This window comes from Streptomyces sp. NPDC087310 (assembly GCF_044744405.1).
Classification (GTDB): domain Bacteria; phylum Actinomycetota; class Actinomycetes; order Streptomycetales; family Streptomycetaceae; genus Streptomyces.
In genome coordinates this window covers 1-20,609 of record NZ_JBIUYF010000003.1, presented here as the reverse complement: position 1 = coordinate 20,609, position 20,609 = coordinate 1, and the positions used below count along the sequence as shown (strand labels likewise).

Genomic DNA, 20,609 nt, shown 5'->3' with positions numbered 1-20,609 from the left:
GACCCTAACGAGGAGCACTGACACCCGGCGATCACCCCGGGTGATCCCGGGGGACCCTAACCGTTGTCGGTACGGCGGAACAGCAGGTCGTGCACCGCGTGCCCCTTGTCGAGCCCCTGGCCCTCGAACCGGGTCAGCGGCCGGAAGGCGGGCCGTGGCGCGTAGCCGCCGTCCGGTGCCGTGTTGCCGAAGTCCGGATGGGCCGTCAGCTCGGCGAGCATCTGCTCGGCGTACGGCTCCCAGTCGGTCGCGCAGTGCAGTACGGCCCCGGGCTTCAGCCGGGCCGCGGCCAGGTCCAGGAACTCCGGCTGGATCAGCCGGCGCTTGTGGTGCCGCTTCTTGGGCCAGGGGTCCGGGAAGTAGACGCGTACTCCGTCGAGCGACGCGGCGGGCAGCATCTCGCGGAGCAGGATGATCGCGTCGCCGTTGGCCACCCGTACGTTGGACAGCCCGTTCTCCTCGGCGAGCCGGAGCAGATTGCCCTGGCCCGGGGTGTGCACGTCGACGGCGAGGATGCCGGTGCCGGGGGCGTCGGCGGCCATCCGCGCCGTCGCCTCGCCCATCCCGAAGCCGATCTCCAGGACGACCGGCAGCCCGTCGAAGAGCGCGCCGGGGTCGAGCACCCGCTGACCGTCGATGTCCAGGCCCCAGGCGGGCCAGAGCCGCCGCAGCGCGTCGGCCTGCCCGGTGGTCACCCGGCTGCGGCGCGGCTGGAAGCTGCGGATGCGCCGCTCGAAGTGCGAGCCGGCGGGGTCGGCCGCGGGGCCCGTGCCGTCCGGGAACATCCGGCTCGCGGGACGGCTCACCGCAGGGCGGCTCACCGTGGGGCCCGTGGGACGGCTCGCTGTGGGGTTCTCGGTCATCTCGGCAATCCGGGCTGGTGGGAGTGGCTGGTAGCGGGGGTGGGGTGCGGGTACGGGGTGCGGTACGGCCGGGATCCGGCCGCGCCGCACCAATTCTACGGAACCCGGCGGACCGCCCCGGGGCCCTGCTCCTCCGCCAGCACCGCGAGCGCCCTCCGCGCCACCTCACGGCCGATGGGCAGCGACGCGGTCGCCGCCGGTGACGGCGCGTTCAGGACGTGGACCGTGCGGCCCGCCCGCCGGATCAGGAAGTCGTCCGCCAGGGTGCCGTCCCGCAGGACCGCCTGGGCCCGTACGCCCGCCGCCGCGGGGCGCAGGTCGGCGTCCCTGACCGCGGGGAGCAGCCGCCGTACGGCCGTCGCGAAGGCCCGCTTCGAGAGGGAGCGGCGCAGCTCGCCCGCGCCGTACCGCCAGTGGTCGCGCGCCGTGCGCCACGCCCCGGGCCAGGCCAGCGTCGTGGCCAGCTCGGCCGGGCGTACGGCGGTCCAGGTGTACCCCTCGCGGGCCAGCGCCGGGACCGCGTTCGGCCCGACGTGCACGCTGCCGTCGACGGAGCGGGTCAGATGCACCCCGAGGAACGGGAACGCCGGATCCGGCACCGGATAGACCAGCCCCCGCACCAGCTCCGGCCTGGCCAGCTCGTAGTACTCGCCCCGGAACGGCACGATCCGCATCCCCGGCTCGTCGCCCGCGAGCCGGGCCACCCGGTCGCAGTGCAGCCCCGCGCAGTTGACCAGGGCCCGCGCCCTGACCACCGCCCCGGACGCGGTGCGGACCGCGACGCCCCAGGGGCGCCGGTCGACCGCGGTGACCTCGGATCCGTACCGTACGGACGCGCCCGCGGCCTCCGCGGAGACGGCGAGCTGCCGGGCGACCGCCGCGAAGTCGCAGACGCCCGTCGTGCCGACCTGGATGGCCGCGACGCCGCGCACCTGCGGCTCGTACTCCATGATCTGCGCCGGGCCCAGCTCCCGTACCGGCAGGCCGTTCTCCCGGCCGCGCTGGACCAGGGCGTGCAGCCGGGGCAGCTCGTCGCGGCGGGTGGCGACGATCAGCTTGCCCGTGACCCGGTGGGGGATGCCGTACTCCGCGCAGAACTTGACCATCTCGGCGGAGCCGCGCACCGCGTACCGCGCCTTGAGCGATCCCGGTCGGTAGTAGACGCCGCTGTGGATCACTCCGCTGTTGTGGCCCGTCTGGTGGCGCGCCGGTCCCGGCTCCTTCTCCAGCACGACGACGCGGGTGCCGGGGGCCGCGCGCGTGATCGCGTACGCCGTCGACAGGCCGACGATCCCGCCGCCGATCACCAGTACCTCGCAGTCGAACCCCACGCGTGTGCCCATCGCGCGCGTCACCTCCCACCCCGATAGTGCACTGGCCCGGGGGCGGTGTGCTTAAACCCGCGCGCGGACACCAACGCGACTGGGGGCCTCCCCGGCACCGTCGTGACGCGTTCCGGCGGGTCCTACGCGGGCGCCACCAGCAGCGGCCTGGCCCGCTCGCGCAGCTCGACCACCCGCGGCTCGTCCCCGTACGGCTCCAGCCGGTGCAGCAGATCCCGTACGTACTCGGTCGTACGGGCCGACGAGATCCGCCCCGCGACCTCCACCGCCCGCGTACCGGCCGCGCATGCCGCGTCCAGATTGCCCGACTCCAGCTCGGCGACCGCGCTCACCACCAGCCGCAGGCCGTGCGAGCGTACGAACTCCTCCGTCGGCCGGGAGAGCGCCTGCTCCGTGAACTGCCGTACCTGGCGCGGCGCCTTCAGATCGCGGTAGCACTCGGCGGCGTCGGCCGCGAACCGGTCGTACGAGTAGAAACCCAGCCACCCCGGATCGGCGTCACCGTCCCGGGAGCGCTCCAGCCACCCCTCCGCGGCCTTCAGCGACGCCCCGGCCGCGACCGCGTCGCCCGCCTTCGCGTGGGCGCGCGCCTCCACCAGCCGGAAGAAGCTCATCGTGCGGGCCGTGGCCAGCCCCCGGTTGCGCTCCAGCGCCGCCTGGGCGAGGTCGACGCCCTCGTCGGCGAAGCCGCGGTACGTCGCCTGGAGCGACATGGACGCCAGGACATAGCCGCCCAGCGGTACGTCGGCCGCAGCCCGCGCCAGCCGCAGCGCCTGGATGTAGTAGCGCTGCGCCGCCTCCTGCTGACCGGTGTCGAAGGCCATCCACCCGGCCAGCCTGGTCAGTTCGGCCGTGGCGCCGAAGAGCCCCCGGCCGACCTCGTCGCTGTACGCCCCGAGGAGCAGCGGCGCCGCGTCGACCCGCAGACACTCGGGGACCATGGACGAACGCCAGTCCCCGCCCCCGTACTTGGAGTCCCAGCGGCGGGCGTCGGACGCGGCCTCGCGCAGCTTGGCGACGTCGCTGTGGCCCACACGCAGCGGGGACAGCTCGCCGGGTGCCCCGGCCGGGCCGGTCGTGTCGGAGGCTCCCTGCGTGAGGTGTCCGCCCCCGCCGTGCGCTCCCTGCGCCGCCTCCGCGACCGCCGGATCACGGGCGACCGAGGAGTCGGCGGGGGTTATCAGCCACCGGGAAGCGGGCGTCGCGTAAGCGCTCACTGCGAAAGATCCGGCCAGCGACTGCCAGATGCCCCCGCTGCCCGCGCGCCGGCCCGCGAGGTCCAGCCGGTACAGCTCCGTCGCCGTGCGCACCGCCTCCCCGACGTCGCGGGGGAAGGCGAGCCCGACCTCGGGGGCCGGGTCCGCGTCCGCGAGCCCTATCTCGTGGAGCGGGACAGGACGTCCCAGTTTCGCTCCGATGGCTGCGGCGATGAGATGGGGCGCCGCACCCTGCGGAACCATCCCCTTGGACACCCATCGCGCCACGGAGGTCTTGTCGTAGCGAAGAGTCAGACCGCGCTGCGCCCCGAGGTCGTTGACCCGCCGGGCGAGGCCGGCGTTGCTGATTCCCGCGAGGGCGAGAACGGTGCCGAGCTTCTCGTTCGGCCCGCGTAGGTCCCTGGACATGCGCCACCCCTCGACACACAGACGGCCGCCGCTCTGCGGCATAGGCACGCGGCATTCGTAAACCCAGCGTAGTTCGCCACATCCCTACCGTTAAGGGCCGGACTTCCGGATGGCGGGATTGTTGTCCGTCCCGGGGCCGCCGAGGAGGCCCCGGAGAGGCGCGCCGTGCTCCGGGTGTGTAGCGTGCGCCCGGCCGTGCGCTCTTGGCCCCGCGGGAGCCGGAGCGCTTCCATGAGACCTGCGTGGGTCGGCCCACTGCGTACTGGAACGAGTGGGCTGGGGGATACCGCCGCCCCAATCCCCGCGGGCGGTGGACCGGTCCGGGAGGCGAATCCCGCCTCCCGGACCGAACGTTCGCCGGCGCCGGAGCCCGGACGGGGTCCGCCCGCCGCGCCGCGCCGTGTTCGGAGATTGGCTGAATGCTGCCCATCGGTTGTCGGTCGGAAGAGCGCCGTTTCTCCGCCACATGGCCAATGCCAGGGGCGCATTCCCCTTCGCGCGCACGCTTCCGTAGGCCCTCCCGTGCGCCGTTGTCATGGCAGCATGGTCCCGAACGGCTTCGGTTCGAGCTTCTCAGCTTGAGCTTCGACGCGGGATCATGGACCCGGGACCGCACGATCCTGGTTCCAGGGGGCCCCGGTCCGGGCCCGATTGATCCACAGGCTGTGGAAGCGTGGAGGCGGCGATGCGGTGGTTGGTGGGATGGAGCAGTATCGCCGCGCGCTTCGGCACGGCCGGGGCGGTCGGCCCCGTCGGCGACTCCGAGAGCGGCAGCGTCCACCCGGTCGGTTCCCAACTCCTGTGGGGTGACCCGGATCCGCTGTGGGCCGTCGGCGACTGGCGCCCCGACGAGGTCAGGGTCGTCACCGTCGACCCGTTCACCCGGCTCGCCGTGCTCGGCTGCTGCGGGGCCACCGACGAGGAGCTGCGCGTCGGCCTGTTCGCCGCGCGCGGCGGCGCGCTGCGCCACCTCACCGCCTGGTCCGGCAGTTACACCGCCGTCGCCCAGATCGGCCGCCGCATCACCATCGCCGGCGACCTGGCCGGGGCGCGCCCCGTCTTCTACACCCCCTGGGCGAGCGGTACGGCGTACGCCACCGCCGCCCTGCCGCTCGCCGACCTCATCGAGGCCCAGCTCGACATCGGCCACCTCGCCGCGCTCCTCGCCTGCCCCGAGACCCCCGAGGCGCTGCGCGACTCCACCCCGTACGAGGGCGTCAAGCGCATCCCGCCGGGCCACGCGCTCGTGCTGCGCGAGGGATCACGCGAGATCACCGGGTACGAACCGGTCGCCTCCCTCGCCGTCGCGGGCCCCCAGCGCGACCCCGACCTGGCCGTCGAAGGCGTACGGGACGCACTCGTCGACTCCGTACGCGCCCGGCTCCTGGCCCCGCGCCACGCCCCCGAGACCCTGCCGCAGGACCCCGGACCCGTCCCCGGCATGGGCCCCGCCGACCGGCGCGCCGCGCGCGGGGGCGCCGGGCCCGTCCCCGGCATCGGCGCCGACCTGTCCGGCGGCAGCGCCTCCGGCACCCTCGCCCTGCTCGCCGCCGGGCTGCCCGGCGCGCCCGGCACGATCCTCGGGCACGGCACCGGCGCGGGGGAGCGGCTGCTCGCCGTCACCTTCAACGACCTGTCCACGGCGGGCCGGGACGAGGCCGAACTGGAGCGGGCCAGGGCCATCGCCGCCAACCCCCGGCTGCACCACGTGGTCGTCGCCGCGGGCGAGGAGGCCCTGCCGTACGCCGAGTTGGAGGGACCGCTCACCGACGAGCCGGGCCCCTCCCTCGTCGTGGCGGAACGGCACCGGCGGCGCCTCGCCGCGGGCAGCGCGGACCACTTCACCGGGGCGGGCGCCCGCGAGGTCCTCGACGCGCACCCGGCGCGCCTGGCCGATCTGCTCCTGGACCGGCGCAGACGCCACCTCCTGCACCCGGTCACCGCACTGGCCAGAGCCGAAGGCCCGTCCCCCGCCTCCCTCTTCATCCCGGTGACCGTCTACCGGGCGGCGCGCAAGCTGGCCCGTACCCCCTACCGCACCGGCCTCGAAGAGGCCGCCGCCCGGCTCCCCGAGGCCAACCGGGCGCTGCTGTCCGCCGCGTCGAACGGCCCGCTGGGCGCCTCGCTGGCCGCGCTCACCTGGTCACGGCCCGGTCCTGCGGCCCGCTGGCTGACGGGGGAGGCCCTGGCGGAAGTATCGGTTCGCCTCATGTCGGGCGCCACCCGCCCCACCTCCGTCCAACGCCCCGGCGAGGCCCGCGCCCGCGCCGCCCTCGCCCGCTTCGCCGCCGACCACCGGGTCTTCGAGCAGGCGGGCGAGATCCGCAGCCAGCGGCTGCACGCCCCCTTCCTCGACAACCAGGTCGTACGGGCCTGCCGCGAACTCCCCGAAGCGCTACGGGTCCAGCCGGGCGCCCGCGCCGAAATCCTCCGCACGGTCCTCGCCGGCACCGGCATCCACGACCTCCCCCCGGGCTGGGGCGCCACCTCCCGCGCGGGCTCCGCGGCGGCCACCCGGGTCGGCCTGCGCGCCTCCATCGGCGACCTGATCACCCTCTTCGACGCCCCCCTCCTCGCCGACGCGGGCCTGGTGGAGGCCCGCGTCGTCCGCAAGGCGCTGCGCGCGGCGGCCGAGGGCGAACCGGTCCCGCTGGACGGCCTGGCGGACCTGGTCTCCACGGAACTCTGGCTCCGCCGCCTCCTCTCCCGCCGCGGCACCTGCTGGACGGGCACGGCGGCCCCGCGCCAGCGCGCGGTCGCGGGCGGAGTGGTCCCGCGCCCGACACTGCGGTCGTAGCGGGCGCGGGGCCCGGGCTCGGCGCGGTGCCTGGGCTCGCGCGGGCGCCTGGGCGTCGTTCGTCCCGGCGCTGAAGACCGACGCCGGTCCGCTGATCCGAGTCTCCGCCGGGCCGGTTGGCGAGGATGGGCCTGACGGGACCTCAGCCCTAGAATCGGGCCATGGGAAGAACCGACCGCGCCGTCCGGGTGATCGCGGCACCCCCGGCGGCCGTCTACGGTGCCCTCCTCGACCGGGAGGCCCTTGAGGTCTGGCTGCCGCCGGACGGCATGCGCGGACGGGTCGAGCGCTGGGACCCCCGGCCCGGTGGCGGATTCCGGATGACCCTCACGTACCTCGACCCCGCCGGCGGCCCCGGCAAGACGTCGGACGCGACGGACGTCGTCGACATCGGGTTCGCCGTCCTGGTGCCACAGGAACGTGTGGTGCAGCGGGCGGTGTTCGAGGCCGCCGACCCGTCCTACGCGGGCACCATGACGATGACCTGGCACCTCACTCCCGCCGGTGCGGGGACCGAGGTGACCGTCACCGCCGTGGACGTGCCACCCGGCATCGACCAGGCGGCCCACGAGGCCGGGATCGCCTCCTCGCTGGCCAACCTGGCGTCGTACGTCGAAGGGGCCGGCTGACTCGGTTCGGCTGAGCCCCGGGCCCGGCCACGTCGTAGAGACGCGGCGGCGGGTTCGAGGTGACGAGGAGACACGAATGTTCGCGTGGCCGGGGAGGCAGTGGTGACCGCAGGCGAAGGCGCAGGTGCAGGTGCAGGTGCCCCAACGCCGCAGGGCGGCGGACCAGGGCAGCAGCCGCCCCGTAACACCCGAGGAACGCCCGCCGTACCGCCGATGCCTCCGCATCCGCCGCGCGTACCGTCGCCGCTGCGGAGCAGGGCCCAATGGACAGCCGTTGTCTTCGCGGTGATCGCGGCCTTGGTGCCCACCTTGCTTCTCGGTGGATGGGGCTGGATATGGACCAAGATCACCGGACCGTCAGGAGCGACGGTCTACTCGGACGGTACTTACAGTTGCCCCAGATACATCGATGTGCCGAAAGCCGAGGCCCGAAAGGACCTGAACGCCGCATACGATCGGGGCGTCCGGGTCAGCGACAAGAGCGGCTTTCCCGCCGAGCTGCCCTTGACGTTGCAGGCGAAGACCGCACAGGCGGTTGTCGTCACCGGCGTGAAGGTCAAGGTCCTGTCCAACAGGGCGGTGCCGAGTTCAGGATTCGTCGTATACGGGGAGTGCGGGGGCGGCATGACGCCGCGCCCCTTCGACGTGAACCTCGCCAAGACACCGGTGTCAGTACGTCCGGTGGCCCCTGCCAAGGGTGACGACGCGGTTGATTTCCCGTTCAAGGTCGCCGACAGCGATCCGGAACAGATCACCCTCCACCTGCAACCCGGCGAGCGGGACATCCGGTTCACCGTTGAGGTGGAGTGGGTGGCCGACGGCGAACACGGCAGCAAGGTCCTGGACAACAACGGGCAGGCTTACCGCGTGATGGGAACCGGCGGTCTTCCCGTCTACGGCTACGGCGAGGTACTCCGGTAGCCGACGAGGCGGGCTTCCCTCACCACGACGGCCACTCCGGTGACCACAACCGGCACAGTGGCCCTCCCGCCCCCGCTGCCGCAGCCGCCCCAAGGGCCTGCTGTGAAAGCCGGTGTTGCCGTCAGCCGGTGGTTGCGGGTGGCGACGGGGTACGGGGGCGATGGGCCCGCACGTCCACAGGACGTCCATCGGGATCGCGAGCTGTCATCGTCCACTGGGTGGGCAGGGTCTCGATCTCTCCGACCGGCCACCCGGCACCCAGGATCTGTTCGCGAACCTCGCACAGTTGCGCATACGTTCCTACGCGCAGCCCCCATCCGGCCCGGTTCAGGGGGTCGAGATCAGTGGTCGGGGCGGTAGCGGTTTCGACGATCATCAGGTGGTCGTCCCCGCCTACATCGATGACCGCGATCCGAGGATCAGAAGGGGTCGCAGCGCGCTCGAACGCGAGCGTTGCTCCGAGCAGCTCCGTGTAATACGTGACGAGCCGGTCGAGGTCGGTCGTGGACAGCGTCAGATGGTTGATTCCGAGGAGATCGGGCATGGTTGGCCAACTGTAGTGCAGCCGCTGGACGCCACTTGGGTCGTTCGGGAAACCTGGTCACAGTGCCCGACGTATCAAGGTGAGTTGGACGGTGGCCTCATATCCACTCCAGTCCAGTCCAGTCCGTCTGGACTCCGACCCCCGAGGTCGCCGAGAGCGACTCCGCCGCACGCCGCCGGCGGAGCCGACCGCTCGGATCACTCAGGACGCTGGTTCATCAGCGCGTCGCCCGTGACCGTCCGGGTCGTGCCGTCCGTGAGGGTGAGCGTGACGGATCCGGTGATCAGGCCGTCCGGGTTGCCGTCCGGCCACCAGGCGGTCCAGCGGCCGTCCTGCACCGTGGCGTGGACGGTCTTTCCGGAGTCGCGCACGGTGACGTCCTTGACGTCGGCGCCCACCGAGCCGAGCGCGTAGTTGAACTCGCCGGCGTCGCTGCCGCGGGCGCCCAGCGTGTCCAGGCTGATGGCCTTGGCCGCGACCTCGGCCGTCGGGTCGATGGCCATCGAGATGCCGGTGCCGTCCGAAGCTGCCAGGCAGTACGACGCGTCCTCGGCCCCCCACATGACGATCATGGAGGCGACCTTGCCGCGCACGTCGGCGTTGACGATCGTGGGGGAGGGGCTGCCGGGGCGCTCCCCCGCCACCTCCAGGCACGCCTTCTCGGCGGCGGAGCCCTTGTCGGCGGAGATGTCCAGGGCGTTCGGGGTGGGTGTCCAGCTCGCCAGTTCCGAGGACGGGAGCGGTCCGGAGCCGCCGAGGCCGGGCAGGCTGCCCGTGACCGCCACGAAGGCCACGCCCGCGGCGAGTCCGCCGGCCAGGGTGAACACCGTGCGCCGTACGAGCGGGCGGCGGAAGGCGGTGCCGACGGACCGGGTGGGCCGTTCGGTGTCGCTCAGCACGGAGCGCAGCAGGGTCTCCTCGCGGTCGATCTCGGCGGCGGAGGGTTCGGTGCGGGGGGCGGCGTCCAGCTTGGCCAGACGGGAGAGAAGATCGTTGGTCATGGTCGGCTCCAGTCAGCGGGTCAGGGCGAGGGCGGGCGAGACGGCGGTGTCGGTGGTGAGGCGCGCGGCCAGTCGGCGCTTGGCCCGGGTGAGCCGCATGGCGTAGGCGGCACGGGTGCAGCCGAGGACCTTCGCCGCGTCCCTGGCGGAGAGTTCCTCCCAGACGTGCAGGGCGAGCACTTCCTGGTCGGCCGCGGCGAGTTCCTGCCAGGCGGCGCCGAGTTCGAGCCGGCTGTCCACCTGGTCCGACACATCGGGCGTGACCCGCGCGGTGGCGGTGTCGGGCGACTGCTGGATGTGCACGACGAGCGCGGACCGGCGGCGCATACCGCGGTTCGCGTTCAGCATGGCGTTGCGTGCCGTGCGGAAGAGCCAGGGGCGCGGATCCTCGGGCAGTTCGCTCCGGCGGCGCCACGCGGTGAGGAACGTTTCTCCGACGATGTCGTCGACGTTCATCGGGTGGGCGCGACGGCGTACGAAGCGCAACAGGTCCTCGTAGTGGGCCCGGTACACCTCGGTGAACTGGGCTTCGGTCTGGATGGGCATGGCGTCCTTTCCTCGCGTCTGCCCCTACGTGTCCACGACCCATGAAAGTGCAACAAGGCTCGATCGGATTCGTTCGGCATCGGTCTGCATCGACCGCCGGTGGGTGGGTGCGTACGGCTGGGAAACTGGACCGGTGAGCCCTGTCGACCCCGTCATACGCATCCGCTTCGGCCTGACCCCGCTGGAGAGGATCAGGCCGTGGAGCGCCGAGCGCCCCGTACCGCACTGGTTCGGACTGACCGACGGCTGGTACTGCCTCGACCTCGGCGGCCACGAGGTGCTGCGCTACTCCGAGCGCACGGTCGGGGAGCTACGGGGCGGGCGCGAGGGCGGGCCGCCGCATCCGTACGTGGACTACTACGTCGTCCGCCTCTGGGAGGACCTGATCGCGCTCGTGTCGGGCGCGCTGGAACCGGTGCCGCAGGACCTGGTGGACGTGGCCGCCACGCTCTCGCCGGAGTGGGAGTGGCGCGACACGCCGGAGGCCGAGGCGGCGCTGGACTGGCACAGCGCGGGCCACCTGTACACCGACTACCTGCGCGTCGCCCCGCACATCCGCTGCTGGCGCACCGTCGTCGGTACGGACGACACGGACGACACCGTCACCGTGGCCTGGGAGCACCGGCCGGACCCGGAGGGCGTCATCGAGTTCGCGAGTCCGAGGACGGGCCGGGCGGCCATGCCGACGGGCGAGTTCCTCGCGGCGGTGACCGAATTCGACCGGGCGCTGCTCGCCGCGATGGACCGGCGCATCGGCGCACTGGAGGAGTCGGGTCCGGTGCCCGGCGCCGAGGCGGACATGGAGCAGTTGCGCCGCGAGCACCGGGACCGCGCGACCTGGCTGCCGCGTGCGCGCGCCCGCGAACGGGGTACGGACTGGGACGCCGTACGGATCGGTGCGCGCCTGCTCCTCACCCCGGGACTCAGCGGCAACTGATCCGGGACCGCGCCCAGTCCGCGAGAGCGACGACGCCGAAGGGGGTGTGCGGTTCCACGACCAGGCGGATGGTGCGCTGTCCGGAGATCCCCACCTGTACGGGGACCGCCGCGTCGCCGCCGTGCAGTACGGGGGAGCGCCAGAGGCGGGTGCCGTCGCCGTAGAGGGAGAAGCGCACGGAGCCCTGGCCGAGCGTCAGGTCGTCCACGCCGACCAGGGCCGCGTAGGTGGCGCAGCTCCGGTTGAGGTCGATGGTGACGGAGGACGAGGCGTGCATGGTGACGCCGTGGGCGTAGCGCGTGCCGCCGATCGACACGCTCGACCGCTGCCAGAGCCAGCCGCTCTCCGAAAGCCGCACCTCGGGCTCCGTGCCGTCGCCGAGGATGCTGTACGCCAGCTCGTTCACCTGGTAGTCGGCGGGCGCGGGCGGTGGCGGCTTCGGGCGGGAGGTCGGCCTCGGCGGGGGAGGCGTGGGCGTGGGGGGAGGCGGGGGTGTGGGTGTGGATGTGGGCGTGGGTTTGGGGGTGGGGGTGGTACGGCTCGGACTCGGCCTGGGGTCCGGCGCGGGCTTCGTCGGCGTCGGGGTGGGTTTCTTCGGGGACGGGGCCGGAGGCGGCTCCGGGGGCGCGGCCGGTGCGGACGACGGGACCGGCACCTGCGGTACGAGCGGCTGCGCGACCGGCGGTTTCTCAGGGGCCTTGGCGTCGGGCTCGGGGCTGTTGCCGGTCAGCGCGTACACCAGGCCGGCGGCGGCGACCACCAGCAGCCCGGCGATGCCCGCCTTCGCCGGCGCGCCCAGCCCCTCGGACACGGCCCCCGCGCCACCGGCCCCCGCCGATCCACCGGCCGCTCCACCGGCCCCCGCGCCCGCCGATCCGCCGGCCGCTCCACCCGCTGCCGCCGCGGCGCCCGCGCCCGCCGCTCCCGCGGCGCCGCCCGCCGCGATCCCGGCCGCCTTGAGCGAGTACCCCGTCGCGAACCAGCCGATCACCGCGATCGGCAGCACGTGCGCCGGGATCACCGAGTTGACCTGCGCCAGCTCACCCGCCGCGAGACGGCACTTCGCGCACTCCTCCAGGTGCTTGCGCAGCCCGCGTTCGGCCCGCATGCGCAGCCCGCCCCGGGCGTACGCGCCGAGCCGGTCGGCGTACCGCGAGCAGTCGCCCTCCGAGGTCAGCGCCGAGCTGACATGCGCCTGGAGATACGCCTGCTTGAGGCCCTCGCGCGCCCGACTGGCCAGTACGGCCGTGGCGTTGGCGGTCAGCCCGAAGAGCGGCGCGATCTCGCTCGGCGACTCCTCCTCGACCGTGGTGTGCCACAGGACGGCCTGCCAGCGCTCCGGCAGACTGCGGAACGCCTGCATGGCCATGGACTGTTCGGCCTCGTGCATCGCCAGGACGTCCGCGCCCAGATCGAGAGTGTCCTCCGCCGAGACCTCGGAGGTACGGGCGGCCTGTGCGGCGAACACCGCGAAGTCGTCCACCAGTTGCTCGCGCTTCGCGGACTTCGTCCAGGACGCGGCCACCCGTCGTACGGTCGTCAGCAGATAGGCGCGAACCGCCTGCTCGGGCCCGGCGCCGCCCCGTACCGCCTGGAGCGTACGGGCGAACACCTCGGCCGTCAGGTCGTCCGCGGTGTGCGCGTCGCGGCAGCAGGTACGGGCGTACCGGCGCACCGGCTCCGAGTGGCGGCGGAACAGCTCCTCGTACGCGCTGTCGTCGCCGGCCCGCATCCGCTGGATCAGATCGGCGTCGGAGGGCGGCAGCTCTCCCCGGCCCGGGACCGGCACCGTCCCCGCGCGCTCGCGCTGCGAAGGGACGCTGCCGGAAGGCTCTTTGGGCTTGCCCTGGTTCGGCACCTGCCCTGGAACCTGACCCGGCACCTGGTTCGGCACCTGACTCGGAACCTGGCGAGAAGACGCCACATCGTCGGATCCCGCGCCGCCACCGGCACCACCGGCGGTACGGTCGGTACCGTCGGCGGCACTGCCGTCCAGCGGCTCGTCCCGTCCGTCACCGCTCATCGCGGAAGCCCCCGTACGTGCCGTCGGACGTGCCGCGTACGCACCGCTGTTGCCCCAAACACCGGGCCAGAGTGCCACAGCGCGCCACGCCGGACCCAGGGCTTCGAGCCCCGTGCCACTCGTCCGGGGGGCTTTCCCCGGTGACTGCTTTAACCTTCACCCGTTCGGGGTAAGATCAACGCCGCTCATCGGCAAGCCAGTTCGAAAAGGGCCGGTGCGCCGGTGCGCACCGGCCCCCGCCGCGCAACCATCACGCGGCACCGAACCACACGGACTGCACGAACTGCACGAACTACACGGGCCGGGACCGCAGTCCCTCCAGCAGGATGTCCAGCAGCCGTGCCGAAGCCGCCGCCTGCTGCACCGCGTCCGGCAGCGTGGGCGCCGCCGTCGCTATCACCAGCAGGACGTCCGCCACGGTCACATCACCGCGCAGCTCACCCGCCGCCCGCGCCCGCTCCACCAACTGCCCGACCACATCGAGCAGTTCGGCGATACCCGGGTCGTCCAGATCGTCGGCCGAGGCCGAGACCCGCGAACCGACGACCCGCAGATCGGGCTGGCGCGCCTGCCGCTGCTGCGGCACCCGCGCCTCGTCCGCCGCCACGCCCCGCCCGGCCGGCGCGTCGACCGCGCCGTCCGCGTCCGCCCCGACCCGCAGCACCTGCGGAGGCAGCAGCCGCCCCGCGCCCGACGCCACCGAAGTGCGCAGGAAGCGGGAGAGCGCGGACCACGGTTCGTCCTCCTGGCCGAGCGCCGCCCGCGCCTGGTCGGTCAGCCGGGAGGTCTCCTCCTCGGCTATTCGCCTGACCAGCACGTCCTTGCTCGGGAACCGCCGGTAGACCGTACCGACCCCGACCCGGGCGCGCCGCGCCACGTCCTCCATGGGAGCCCCGTACCCCAACTCGCCGAACACCTCGCGAGCAGCGCGCAGTACGTGCTCCAGATTGCGCTGTGCGTCCACGCGGAGGGGGGCGGCACGACCTGATCCGCCGACCCCCACCGCTCCCAATCGTCCCTCGTCGGCCACACGTCCGTCACCCTCCGTGACGACGGCAGCCTGCCAATGAGAATCCTGAATGTGCATAAGCGTTCCCCCGGTAATGATGTCTCCCCCCGGAGACTCCCCGCCTGGCTGCCGGGTTCCCGGTCCGGTCACCGGCCGGACACCCCGACGAGGTACGAACATAGTTGAGCCCGGGGCAATTCAGAAGAGGGTAGTTCCGCACAGAGCGCCCCCCGATCGGCGCAAGGACCGGAACATGCCTGATTCGTCCCCCGCCCCTCACCCGCGCCGCCCCCGCTGACCTGCGCGCCTCCGCCCGTCACCGCGCCGTTGCCCGCCCGGGACCGTCCGGACCCGCCGACGTTCTCCGGTCATACAATGCGTCGCGCCTGTGGACAAACAACGAACCCGGGTGCGTCATGGGAAGGTGACGGCTGAGATCTCCCGGGGAACGAGCCCCGCACCCGCGTCCGAGGCACCGCCGCCCGAGGCGCGTCCGCCCAAGGTCCGCGTTCTGGTGGTCGGCGGCGGCTACGTCGGCATGTACACCGCCCTGCGGCTCCAGCGGAAGCTGAAGCAGCGGCTGAAGAGCGGTGAGGCCGAGATCGTCGTGGTGTCACCCGACCCGTACATGACCTATCAGCCGTTCCTCCCCGAGGCCGCCGCCGGCAACATCTCGCCCCGCCATGTCGTGGTCCCGCTCCGCCGCGTCCTCGACCAGTGCACGATCCTCATCGGCGAGGCCACCGGTATCGATCACGCCAAACGCACCGCGACCCTGCGGACCCTCGCCTCCGAGGAGGAGCGCACCGGCACCGTCGACGTCACGTACGACGAACTCGTCCTCGCCCCGGGCTCCATCTCCCGTACCCTCCCGGTCCCCGGACTCGCCGAGCACGGCATCGGTTTCAAGACCGTCGAGGAGTCCATCGGCCTGCGCAACCACGTCATCGAACAGATGGACATCGCCTCCTCCACCCGCGACCCCGCGATCCGCGACGCCGCCCTCACCTTCGTCTTCGTCGGCGGCGGCTACGCGGGCGTCGAGGCGCTCGCCGAGCTGGAGGACATGGCCCGCTACGCCTCGCGGTACTACCACAACATCAAGGCCGACGACATGAAGTGGATCCTCGTCGAGGCCACAGGACGGATCCTCCCCGAGGTCGGCGACGTGATGGGCAAGTACGCCGTACGGGAGCTGCGCGCCCGCAACATCGACGTACGGCTCGACACCCGCCTGGACTCCTGCGAGGACCGCGTCGCCGTGCTCAGCGACGGCGCCCGCTTCCCCACCCGCACGCTCGTGTGGACCGCGGGCGTCAAGCCGCATCCCGTCCTCGCCGCCACCGACCTGCCGCGCGACGCCCACGGCCGGCTCCGCTGCACCGCGCAACTCGCCGTCGACGGCACCGAACACGCCTGGGCGGCCGGGGACGCCGCCGCCGTACCCGATCTGACCTCGGACGAACCCGGAAAGGACTGCGCGCCCAACGCGCAGCACGCTGTACGGCAGGCCAAAGTTCTCGCCGAGAACATCCTCGCTTCCCTGCGCGGCGAACCCCTGCGGGACTACCGTCACGCCTACGCGGGATCGGTCGCGTCGCTCGGTCTCCACAAGGGCGTGGCGCACGTCTACGGCCGTAAGCTCAAGGGCTATCCGGCCTGGCTGATGCACCGCGTGTACCACCTCAGCCGTGTTCCCACCTTCAACAGGAAGGCCCGCGTCCTCGCGGAATGGACCCTGTCCGGGCTCTTCAAACGGGAGATCGTCTCCCTCGGCTCGCTGGAACACCCGCGCGCCGAATTCGAACTCGCCGCGGGCGGCGAACGATCCCAGGGCGCCAACCGTTCCCAGGGCACCGACCGTTCCAACCGATCCAAGGGAACCGAGGGGTCCGAGGGCTCCGAGGAGACCGAGCGTCCCCGGGGAACCGAGGAGGCGTGAGGCCGGCGACCCCGGCGCCCACCGTCACCCCGCGTCCCTGTCAGTGCGCTCGGTCACACTGGACGTGTGACCATAGGTGGGCTCACCTCTGCGCAGAGTGATCCGGCCCGACCGCCCGCCACCGGACCCGCCCTGCCGCCCGACCGCCCCGCCGCACGGCCCAGACCCACAGCACGACACACGACACCATGAGGCCAGAGAATCCGTGAACTTCACGCGTTGGAGCGCCCGGCTCCCCGGTACACAGCGCCGCGCCGCCGCGCGGACGGACCGCGGTTCCGTGCCGGCGGCCCGTGGTGAGTACGAACAGAAGTCCGAGCCCCCGGCGGACATCCCCTCCGTCGCCTGCGCCTCCGCCATCCCTTCCCTCGAAGAGCTGTCGGTACGGGAGATCCTCGGCGAACTGCCCGCCCTGGTCGCCCTGGTGTACGGCCCCGACCACCGCGTGGCGTACGTGAACGGCGCGTACGCGGCGACGTTCGGCCCGCGCGCCCCGGGCGCCACGGCGGCCGAGAGCTGCCCCGAGCTGGCGGAGCTGGGCCTGCTCCCGCTGCTCGACCAGGTCCGGCGCAGCGGCACGTCACGCACGGTCAAGTCCCGCAAGGCACAGAGCCACCCCACCGATCGACCCGACCGTACGGACCGATCCGAGCGTACGGAGCGCCCCGACCGTACGGAGGGCTCCTACACGGTCACCTGCACCCCCGTCACCTGCCGGGGCACGGCAGGCATCCTGGTCCACGCCGCCGACGTCACCGACCACGCCGAAGCGGCCGAGCGGCTGCGCACCAGCGAGCAGCGCCACCGCCGTACGGTCGTCACCCTCCAGCGCTCCCTGCTCCCGCAGGAGCTGGAGCAGCCCGACGACCTGCGTGTCGCCGCCACCTACCGGCCCGGCGGCGAGGACGCGGCGGTCGGTGGCGACTGGTACGACGTGATCACCCTCGGCGCCGGTCGTACGGCCCTGGTCATCGGCGACGTGATGGGCCGTGGCGTGCGCGCCGCCGCCGTCATGGGGCAGTTGCGCACCGCCGTCCGCGCCTACGCCCGGCTCGATCTGCCGCCGCACGAGGTCCTCCAGCTCCTCGACGGACTCGCCGCCGAGATCGACGCCAGCCAGATCGCCACCTGCGTCTACGCCGTCCACGACCCCAACGAGGGCTGCCTCGTCTACGCCTCGGCCGGACATCTGCCCCTCCTGATCCGCGCCGAGGACGGCTCGGTCCAGCGCGCCGAGGACCCGACGGGCCCGCCGCTCGGCACCGGCGGCTGGCTCCACACCTCGGGCTCGATCGCCCTCCCGCCCGGCTCCACCGCCGTCCTCTACACGGACGGTCTGGTCGAGCGCCGCGGCGAGGACATCGACGAGGGAGTCGCCTCCCTGGAGCGTGCGCTGTCCGGCGCCCAGGGCTCGCCCCAGGTCGTCTGCGACCGGCTGATCCGCTCCCTCGGCGTGACCGACGACCACGACGACGACGTCGCGGTGCTCGTCCTCCAGCACCCCGCCCGTACGGGTGCGAACGCGGAGCTGTTCCACAACGCGGCGCTCGACCTGCTCGGCGGCATCGAGGCCGCCCCACGCGCCCGCGCCTTCGCGACGGGCGTGCTCTCCTCCTGGCGCTTCCCGGTCGAGCTGCGCGATCTGGGGGTGCTCGCCACCAGCGAGCTGGTCGCGAACTCCCTCCAGCACGGCACCCCGCCCATGCGCCTCAGACTCCGCCGCACGGACCGCCGGCTGATCATCGAGGTGACGGACGGGGACGACCACCTGCCCCGCCGCCGCCGCGCAGAACCGGCGGACGAGGCGGGCCGCGGCATCTCCATCATCGCCACGATCGCCTCGTCCTGGGGCTCACGCCGTACCCCCGGCGGCGGCAAGGCCGTCTGGTGCGAATTCGCCCTGCCGCACTGACCCTGCCCTACTGACCCCGCCGCACCGACCCTGCCGCACCGACCTCGCGGCGCTCAGCGCACGGGCTGCTCCACGACCACGAGGGGCGACGTCTCGACGGGCGCCCCCTGCGCCACGACCCGCGAGCCCGCCACGAGCGACGGCTGGTCCTGTACGGGGGTGAGCTGCCGCCCCAGCCGCAGGGCCAGCACCGTGATACCGAGCGAGAACAGTACGAACGTCACGATGTACGGGCCGTGCAGCGCGGCGCCCATCGGGCCGCCCACCGCCGGCCCCACCGCCAGCGCGACCTGCTTCACCAGCGCGAACGCCGAGTTGTACTGACCGACCGACTCGGCGGGCGCGAGATCGGCGACCAGCGGGGCGACCGTCGGCGACAGCATCGCCTCGCCGAGCCCGAACAGCGCGTACGTCGAGACGAACGCGGCCGTCGCCACCGTCTGGCCACCGTGCCCGAGCCCCGCGAACCCCGCGACGATCCAGGCGAGCGCCCAGATCAGCCCGACAGCGGCGATCACCCGGCTGCGCCTGCGCCGCTCGACCAGCCGCAACACGACGAACTGCGCGACCACGATCACCGCCGTGTTGGCGGCCAGCGCGATCCCGAGCGTCGACGGATCGATTCCGGCCGCCTCGGTGCCGTACGCCGCCAGCCCCGACTCGAACTGCCCGTAACAGGCGAAGAAGAGCACGAAGCCCAGCAGGCACAGATGCACCATGGCCCGGTGGCTCAGCAGGGCGCGCATCCCACGGGTCGGCGCGCCGGGCCGTGCGAGCAGGGCGGCGGGGCGGGGCAGCCGGACGGTGACGGCGATGGCCGCCAGGACGAGGAACATCACGGCTTCGACGGAGAAGAGCAGGAGGAAGCTTCCCGGCTCGCTCTCGTCGACGAGCTGCCCACCGATCAGCCCGCCGACACCGAGTCCGAGGTTGGCCAGGAAGAACTGGGTGGCGAAGGCCCGCGTACGGGTCGAGGGCGACGAGGACCAGACGATCATCGTGGCCAGCGCGGGCTGCATGACGGCGGTCCCGGCGCCGAGCAGCGCGGCGGCGGCCACGGCGGCCGGCACGCTGCCGGAGAACCCCATGGCGAGCGCCCCGGCGGCGGCGACGAGAGCGCCGCCCACCAGGACGGGCAGCGGACCGCGCCGGTCGATCACCCGCCCGATGAAGGGCAGCACCACCAGCGCGGCCAGTGCGAAGACCGCCAGCACGGCACCGGCCGTACTCGCGCCCAGATCCCGCACCTGAGCCACGTACACATAGAGATACGGAACCGTGAATCCGAGTCCGAACGCGCTCAGCGCGTTCCCCGCCTGGATCCGGCGCATCGCCGAGGATGCGCCCATCGCCCTGGTCACACTCACCTACCTCAAGGATCTGAAGAGTTCGGAGGCCCGAAGCGTCAGGGGAGCGAAGACTCAACCCTGAAGACTTCAAAGCTAAACTTAGAAGCTAAACAGTACACAGTGAAGGACTTCAACGCCAACAGAGGCCGTGGCATACTGCCCCGATGTCCGACACCCCCGAGAAAACCGGCCCGCCGGATCTCCAGGAGCCGAGCCTCGACGAGCAGATCGCCGCCTACCAGCGCGAGTTCCGCGATCTCGACCCCCAGGTGGAGCAGGTCGTCTCGGCGCTCGGCCGGCTGAACCGCCGTATGAACGTCGCGTACGGCAGACAGGTCGCCGACCTCGGCATCAGCAACGCCGAGTGGGAGGTCCTCAAGACCCTGGTGCTCGCGGGCGCCCCCTACCGCCTGGGCCCCGGCGAACTCGCGAAGCGCCTGGGCCTCACCCCGGCCGCGATGACGCACCGCATCGACCGCATGGCGGGCGAGGGCCTGGTGACGCGCGACCGCGACGAGACGAACCGGGTCCGCGTGATCGTGGAGCTGACCGACGAGGGCCGTACGAAGTGGCTCGCGGCGATGCGGATGGCCTCGGACTTCGAGGAGGAACTGCTCCAGGACCTCACGGGCGACGAACGCGGCGTGCTCGGAGAGATGCTGATCCGCCTCCTCCGCCGCGTGGAACAAGCCCAACCGGACGCCGGCGGACGCCTGACCGACCTGGACTGACCGGTACGGACCTGAGCTGACGGCAGGGCAAACAGGCGGGGCAATCGGAGGGGCGACAGCGGTTTGACACGCACCAGGTCGATCCGTAAGGTTCTTCGAGTTGTCACGGAGCCGGTACGGTTCTGCGACAGCCACTCCCGCCGCAGTAGCGGCACCCAAACACAGCACGATCCCCTGGCCGGGACGAATTTCGGCATGCCGGAATTCATTTCGAAGACTCGATTATGAGTCACCTGCGGAATCCGCTAGAGTTTGGAACGTCGGAACGGCCGAAGGGCCGGGAGGACAAGCCCCGCTGACTGGGAATCAGGCCCGAAAGGATCTGATAGAGTCGGAACCGCTGGAAAGGGAAAGCGCGAAAGCGAAGAACTGGAAAGCGAACCCCGCTCCGACGGGGAATCGGACACGAAAGAGTCTGATAGAGTCGGAAACGCAGG

General features: G+C 72.6%; 16 protein-coding genes. 7 read left to right on the top strand and 9 right to left on the bottom strand.

Annotated elements, in window-relative coordinates; translation table 11 throughout:
* Positions 1–56 precede the first annotated feature (56 nt).
* From trmB to ACIO3P_RS10525, 3 genes are all read right to left on the bottom strand, one after another.
* Complete coding sequence (trmB, locus tag ACIO3P_RS10535) at positions 57–863, bottom strand: tRNA (guanosine(46)-N7)-methyltransferase TrmB (protein WP_401793996.1); 807 nt, start codon at positions 861–863, stop codon at positions 57–59.
* 95 nt (positions 864–958) lie between these two features.
* Positions 959–2,206 carry an L-2-hydroxyglutarate oxidase gene (gene lhgO, locus ACIO3P_RS10530; RefSeq protein ID WP_329827600.1) on the bottom strand — a complete coding sequence of 416 codons (1,248 nt, stop codon included), beginning with the start codon at positions 2,204–2,206 and terminating at the stop codon, positions 959–961.
* 122 nt (positions 2,207–2,328) lie between these two features.
* Positions 2,329–3,831, bottom strand: coding sequence for an MFS transporter (locus ACIO3P_RS10525; RefSeq protein WP_401848881.1), 1,503 nt, complete (start codon positions 3,829–3,831; stop codon positions 2,329–2,331).
* A 685-nt stretch (positions 3,832–4,516) separates the two neighbouring features.
* Here ACIO3P_RS10525 and ACIO3P_RS10520 point away from each other — a divergent pair.
* The 3 genes from ACIO3P_RS10520 to ACIO3P_RS10510 all read left to right on the top strand — a co-directional run bounded on the left by ACIO3P_RS10520 (position 4,517) and on the right by ACIO3P_RS10510 (position 8,178).
* A complete protein-coding gene (locus ACIO3P_RS10520) occupies positions 4,517–6,628 on the top strand; it encodes an asparagine synthase-related protein (RefSeq protein ID WP_329827602.1) in 2,112 nt (703 codons plus the stop codon).
* Positions 6,629–6,789: 161 nt separating this feature from the next.
* Positions 6,790–7,257, top strand: a complete 468-nt coding sequence (locus ACIO3P_RS10515) for an SRPBCC family protein (RefSeq protein WP_401848879.1) — start codon at positions 6,790–6,792, stop codon at positions 7,255–7,257.
* 285 nt (positions 7,258–7,542) lie between these two features.
* Complete coding sequence (locus tag ACIO3P_RS10510; protein ID WP_401978140.1) at positions 7,543–8,178, top strand: hypothetical protein; 636 nt, start codon at positions 7,543–7,545, stop codon at positions 8,176–8,178.
* A gap of 121 nt (positions 8,179–8,299) precedes the next feature.
* On the opposite strand, the gene ACIO3P_RS10505 is transcribed toward ACIO3P_RS10510, so the two are convergent.
* The 3 genes from ACIO3P_RS10505 to ACIO3P_RS10495 all read right to left on the bottom strand — a co-directional run bounded on the left by ACIO3P_RS10505 (position 8,300) and on the right by ACIO3P_RS10495 (position 10,269).
* Positions 8,300–8,722 carry a VOC family protein gene (locus tag ACIO3P_RS10505; RefSeq protein ID WP_329821382.1) on the bottom strand — a complete coding sequence of 141 codons (423 nt, stop codon included), beginning with the start codon at positions 8,720–8,722 and terminating at the stop codon, positions 8,300–8,302.
* Between the two features lie 197 nt (positions 8,723–8,919).
* Positions 8,920–9,723, bottom strand: a complete 804-nt coding sequence (locus ACIO3P_RS10500; protein ID WP_401848875.1) for a hypothetical protein — start codon at positions 9,721–9,723, stop codon at positions 8,920–8,922.
* Positions 9,724–9,735: 12 nt separating this feature from the next.
* Positions 9,736–10,269, bottom strand: a complete 534-nt coding sequence (locus tag ACIO3P_RS10495; RefSeq protein WP_329821384.1) for a sigma-70 family RNA polymerase sigma factor — start codon at positions 10,267–10,269, stop codon at positions 9,736–9,738.
* A 133-nt stretch (positions 10,270–10,402) separates the two neighbouring features.
* On the opposite strand from ACIO3P_RS10495, the gene ACIO3P_RS10490 reads away from it, so the two are divergent.
* Positions 10,403–11,206 carry a DUF5984 family protein gene (locus ACIO3P_RS10490; RefSeq protein ID WP_401848873.1) on the top strand — a complete coding sequence of 268 codons (804 nt, stop codon included), beginning with the start codon at positions 10,403–10,405 and terminating at the stop codon, positions 11,204–11,206.
* On the opposite strand, the gene ACIO3P_RS10485 is transcribed toward ACIO3P_RS10490, so the two are convergent.
* Positions 11,193–13,229, bottom strand: a complete 2,037-nt coding sequence (locus tag ACIO3P_RS10485) for a sigma-70 family RNA polymerase sigma factor (RefSeq protein WP_401848872.1) — start codon at positions 13,227–13,229, stop codon at positions 11,193–11,195. The genes ACIO3P_RS10490 and ACIO3P_RS10485 overlap by 14 nt on opposite strands.
* Before the next feature lie 292 nt (positions 13,230–13,521).
* On the bottom strand, positions 13,522–14,316 hold the full coding sequence (locus ACIO3P_RS10480; protein WP_329821387.1) for a helix-turn-helix domain-containing protein: 795 nt from the start codon (positions 14,314–14,316) through the stop codon (positions 13,522–13,524).
* A 460-nt stretch (positions 14,317–14,776) separates the two neighbouring features.
* Here ACIO3P_RS10480 and ACIO3P_RS10475 point away from each other — a divergent pair, with 460 nt between their 5' ends.
* A complete protein-coding gene (locus ACIO3P_RS10475) occupies positions 14,777–16,180 on the top strand; it encodes an NAD(P)/FAD-dependent oxidoreductase (RefSeq protein ID WP_401849518.1) in 1,404 nt (467 codons plus the stop codon).
* A 205-nt stretch (positions 16,181–16,385) separates the two neighbouring features.
* The gene (locus ACIO3P_RS10470) at positions 16,386–18,092 is read left to right on the top strand and encodes an ATP-binding SpoIIE family protein phosphatase (RefSeq protein WP_329821388.1); all 1,707 of its coding nucleotides are present in this window, start codon (positions 16,386–16,388) and stop codon (positions 18,090–18,092) included.
* Between the two features lie 53 nt (positions 18,093–18,145).
* Here ACIO3P_RS10470 and ACIO3P_RS10465 read toward each other — a convergent pair whose 3' ends face one another.
* Complete coding sequence (locus ACIO3P_RS10465; RefSeq protein ID WP_401849517.1) at positions 18,146–19,441, bottom strand: MFS transporter; 1,296 nt, start codon at positions 19,439–19,441, stop codon at positions 18,146–18,148.
* Positions 19,442–19,605: 164 nt separating this feature from the next.
* Between ACIO3P_RS10465 and ACIO3P_RS10460 the strand changes: the two genes are divergently transcribed.
* A complete protein-coding gene (locus ACIO3P_RS10460; RefSeq protein ID WP_401848869.1) occupies positions 19,606–20,172 on the top strand; it encodes a MarR family winged helix-turn-helix transcriptional regulator in 567 nt (188 codons plus the stop codon).
* Positions 20,173–20,609: the final 437 nt, after the last annotated feature.

Bases quoted from the DNA above. Each gene is read 5' to 3' on its own strand.
- trmB (WP_401793996.1), bottom strand. From the start codon at position 863: ATGACCGAGAACCCCACAGCGAGCCGTCCCACGGGCCCCACGGTGAGC.
- lhgO (WP_329827600.1), bottom strand. From the start codon at position 2,206: ATGGGCACACGCGTGGGGTTCGACTGCGAGGTACTGGTGATCGGCGGC.
- ACIO3P_RS10525 (WP_401848881.1), bottom strand. From the start codon at position 3,831: ATGTCCAGGGACCTACGCGGGCCGAACGAGAAGCTCGGCACCGTTCTC.
- ACIO3P_RS10520 (WP_329827602.1), top strand. From the start codon at position 4,517: ATGCGGTGGTTGGTGGGATGGAGCAGTATCGCCGCGCGCTTCGGCACG.
- ACIO3P_RS10515 (WP_401848879.1), top strand. From the start codon at position 6,790: ATGGGAAGAACCGACCGCGCCGTCCGGGTGATCGCGGCACCCCCGGCG.
- ACIO3P_RS10505 (WP_329821382.1), bottom strand. From the start codon at position 8,722: ATGCCCGATCTCCTCGGAATCAACCATCTGACGCTGTCCACGACCGAC.
- ACIO3P_RS10500 (WP_401848875.1), bottom strand. From the start codon at position 9,723: ATGACCAACGATCTTCTCTCCCGTCTGGCCAAGCTGGACGCCGCCCCC.
- ACIO3P_RS10495 (WP_329821384.1), bottom strand. From the start codon at position 10,269: ATGCCCATCCAGACCGAAGCCCAGTTCACCGAGGTGTACCGGGCCCAC.
- ACIO3P_RS10485 (WP_401848872.1), bottom strand. From the start codon at position 13,229: ATGAGCGGTGACGGACGGGACGAGCCGCTGGACGGCAGTGCCGCCGAC.
- ACIO3P_RS10480 (WP_329821387.1), bottom strand. From the start codon at position 14,316: ATGCACATTCAGGATTCTCATTGGCAGGCTGCCGTCGTCACGGAGGGT.
- ACIO3P_RS10475 (WP_401849518.1), top strand. From the start codon at position 14,777: ATGTACACCGCCCTGCGGCTCCAGCGGAAGCTGAAGCAGCGGCTGAAG.
- ACIO3P_RS10465 (WP_401849517.1), bottom strand. From the start codon at position 19,441: ATGGGCGCATCCTCGGCGATGCGCCGGATCCAGGCGGGGAACGCGCTG.
- ACIO3P_RS10460 (WP_401848869.1), top strand. From the start codon at position 19,606: ATGTCCGACACCCCCGAGAAAACCGGCCCGCCGGATCTCCAGGAGCCG.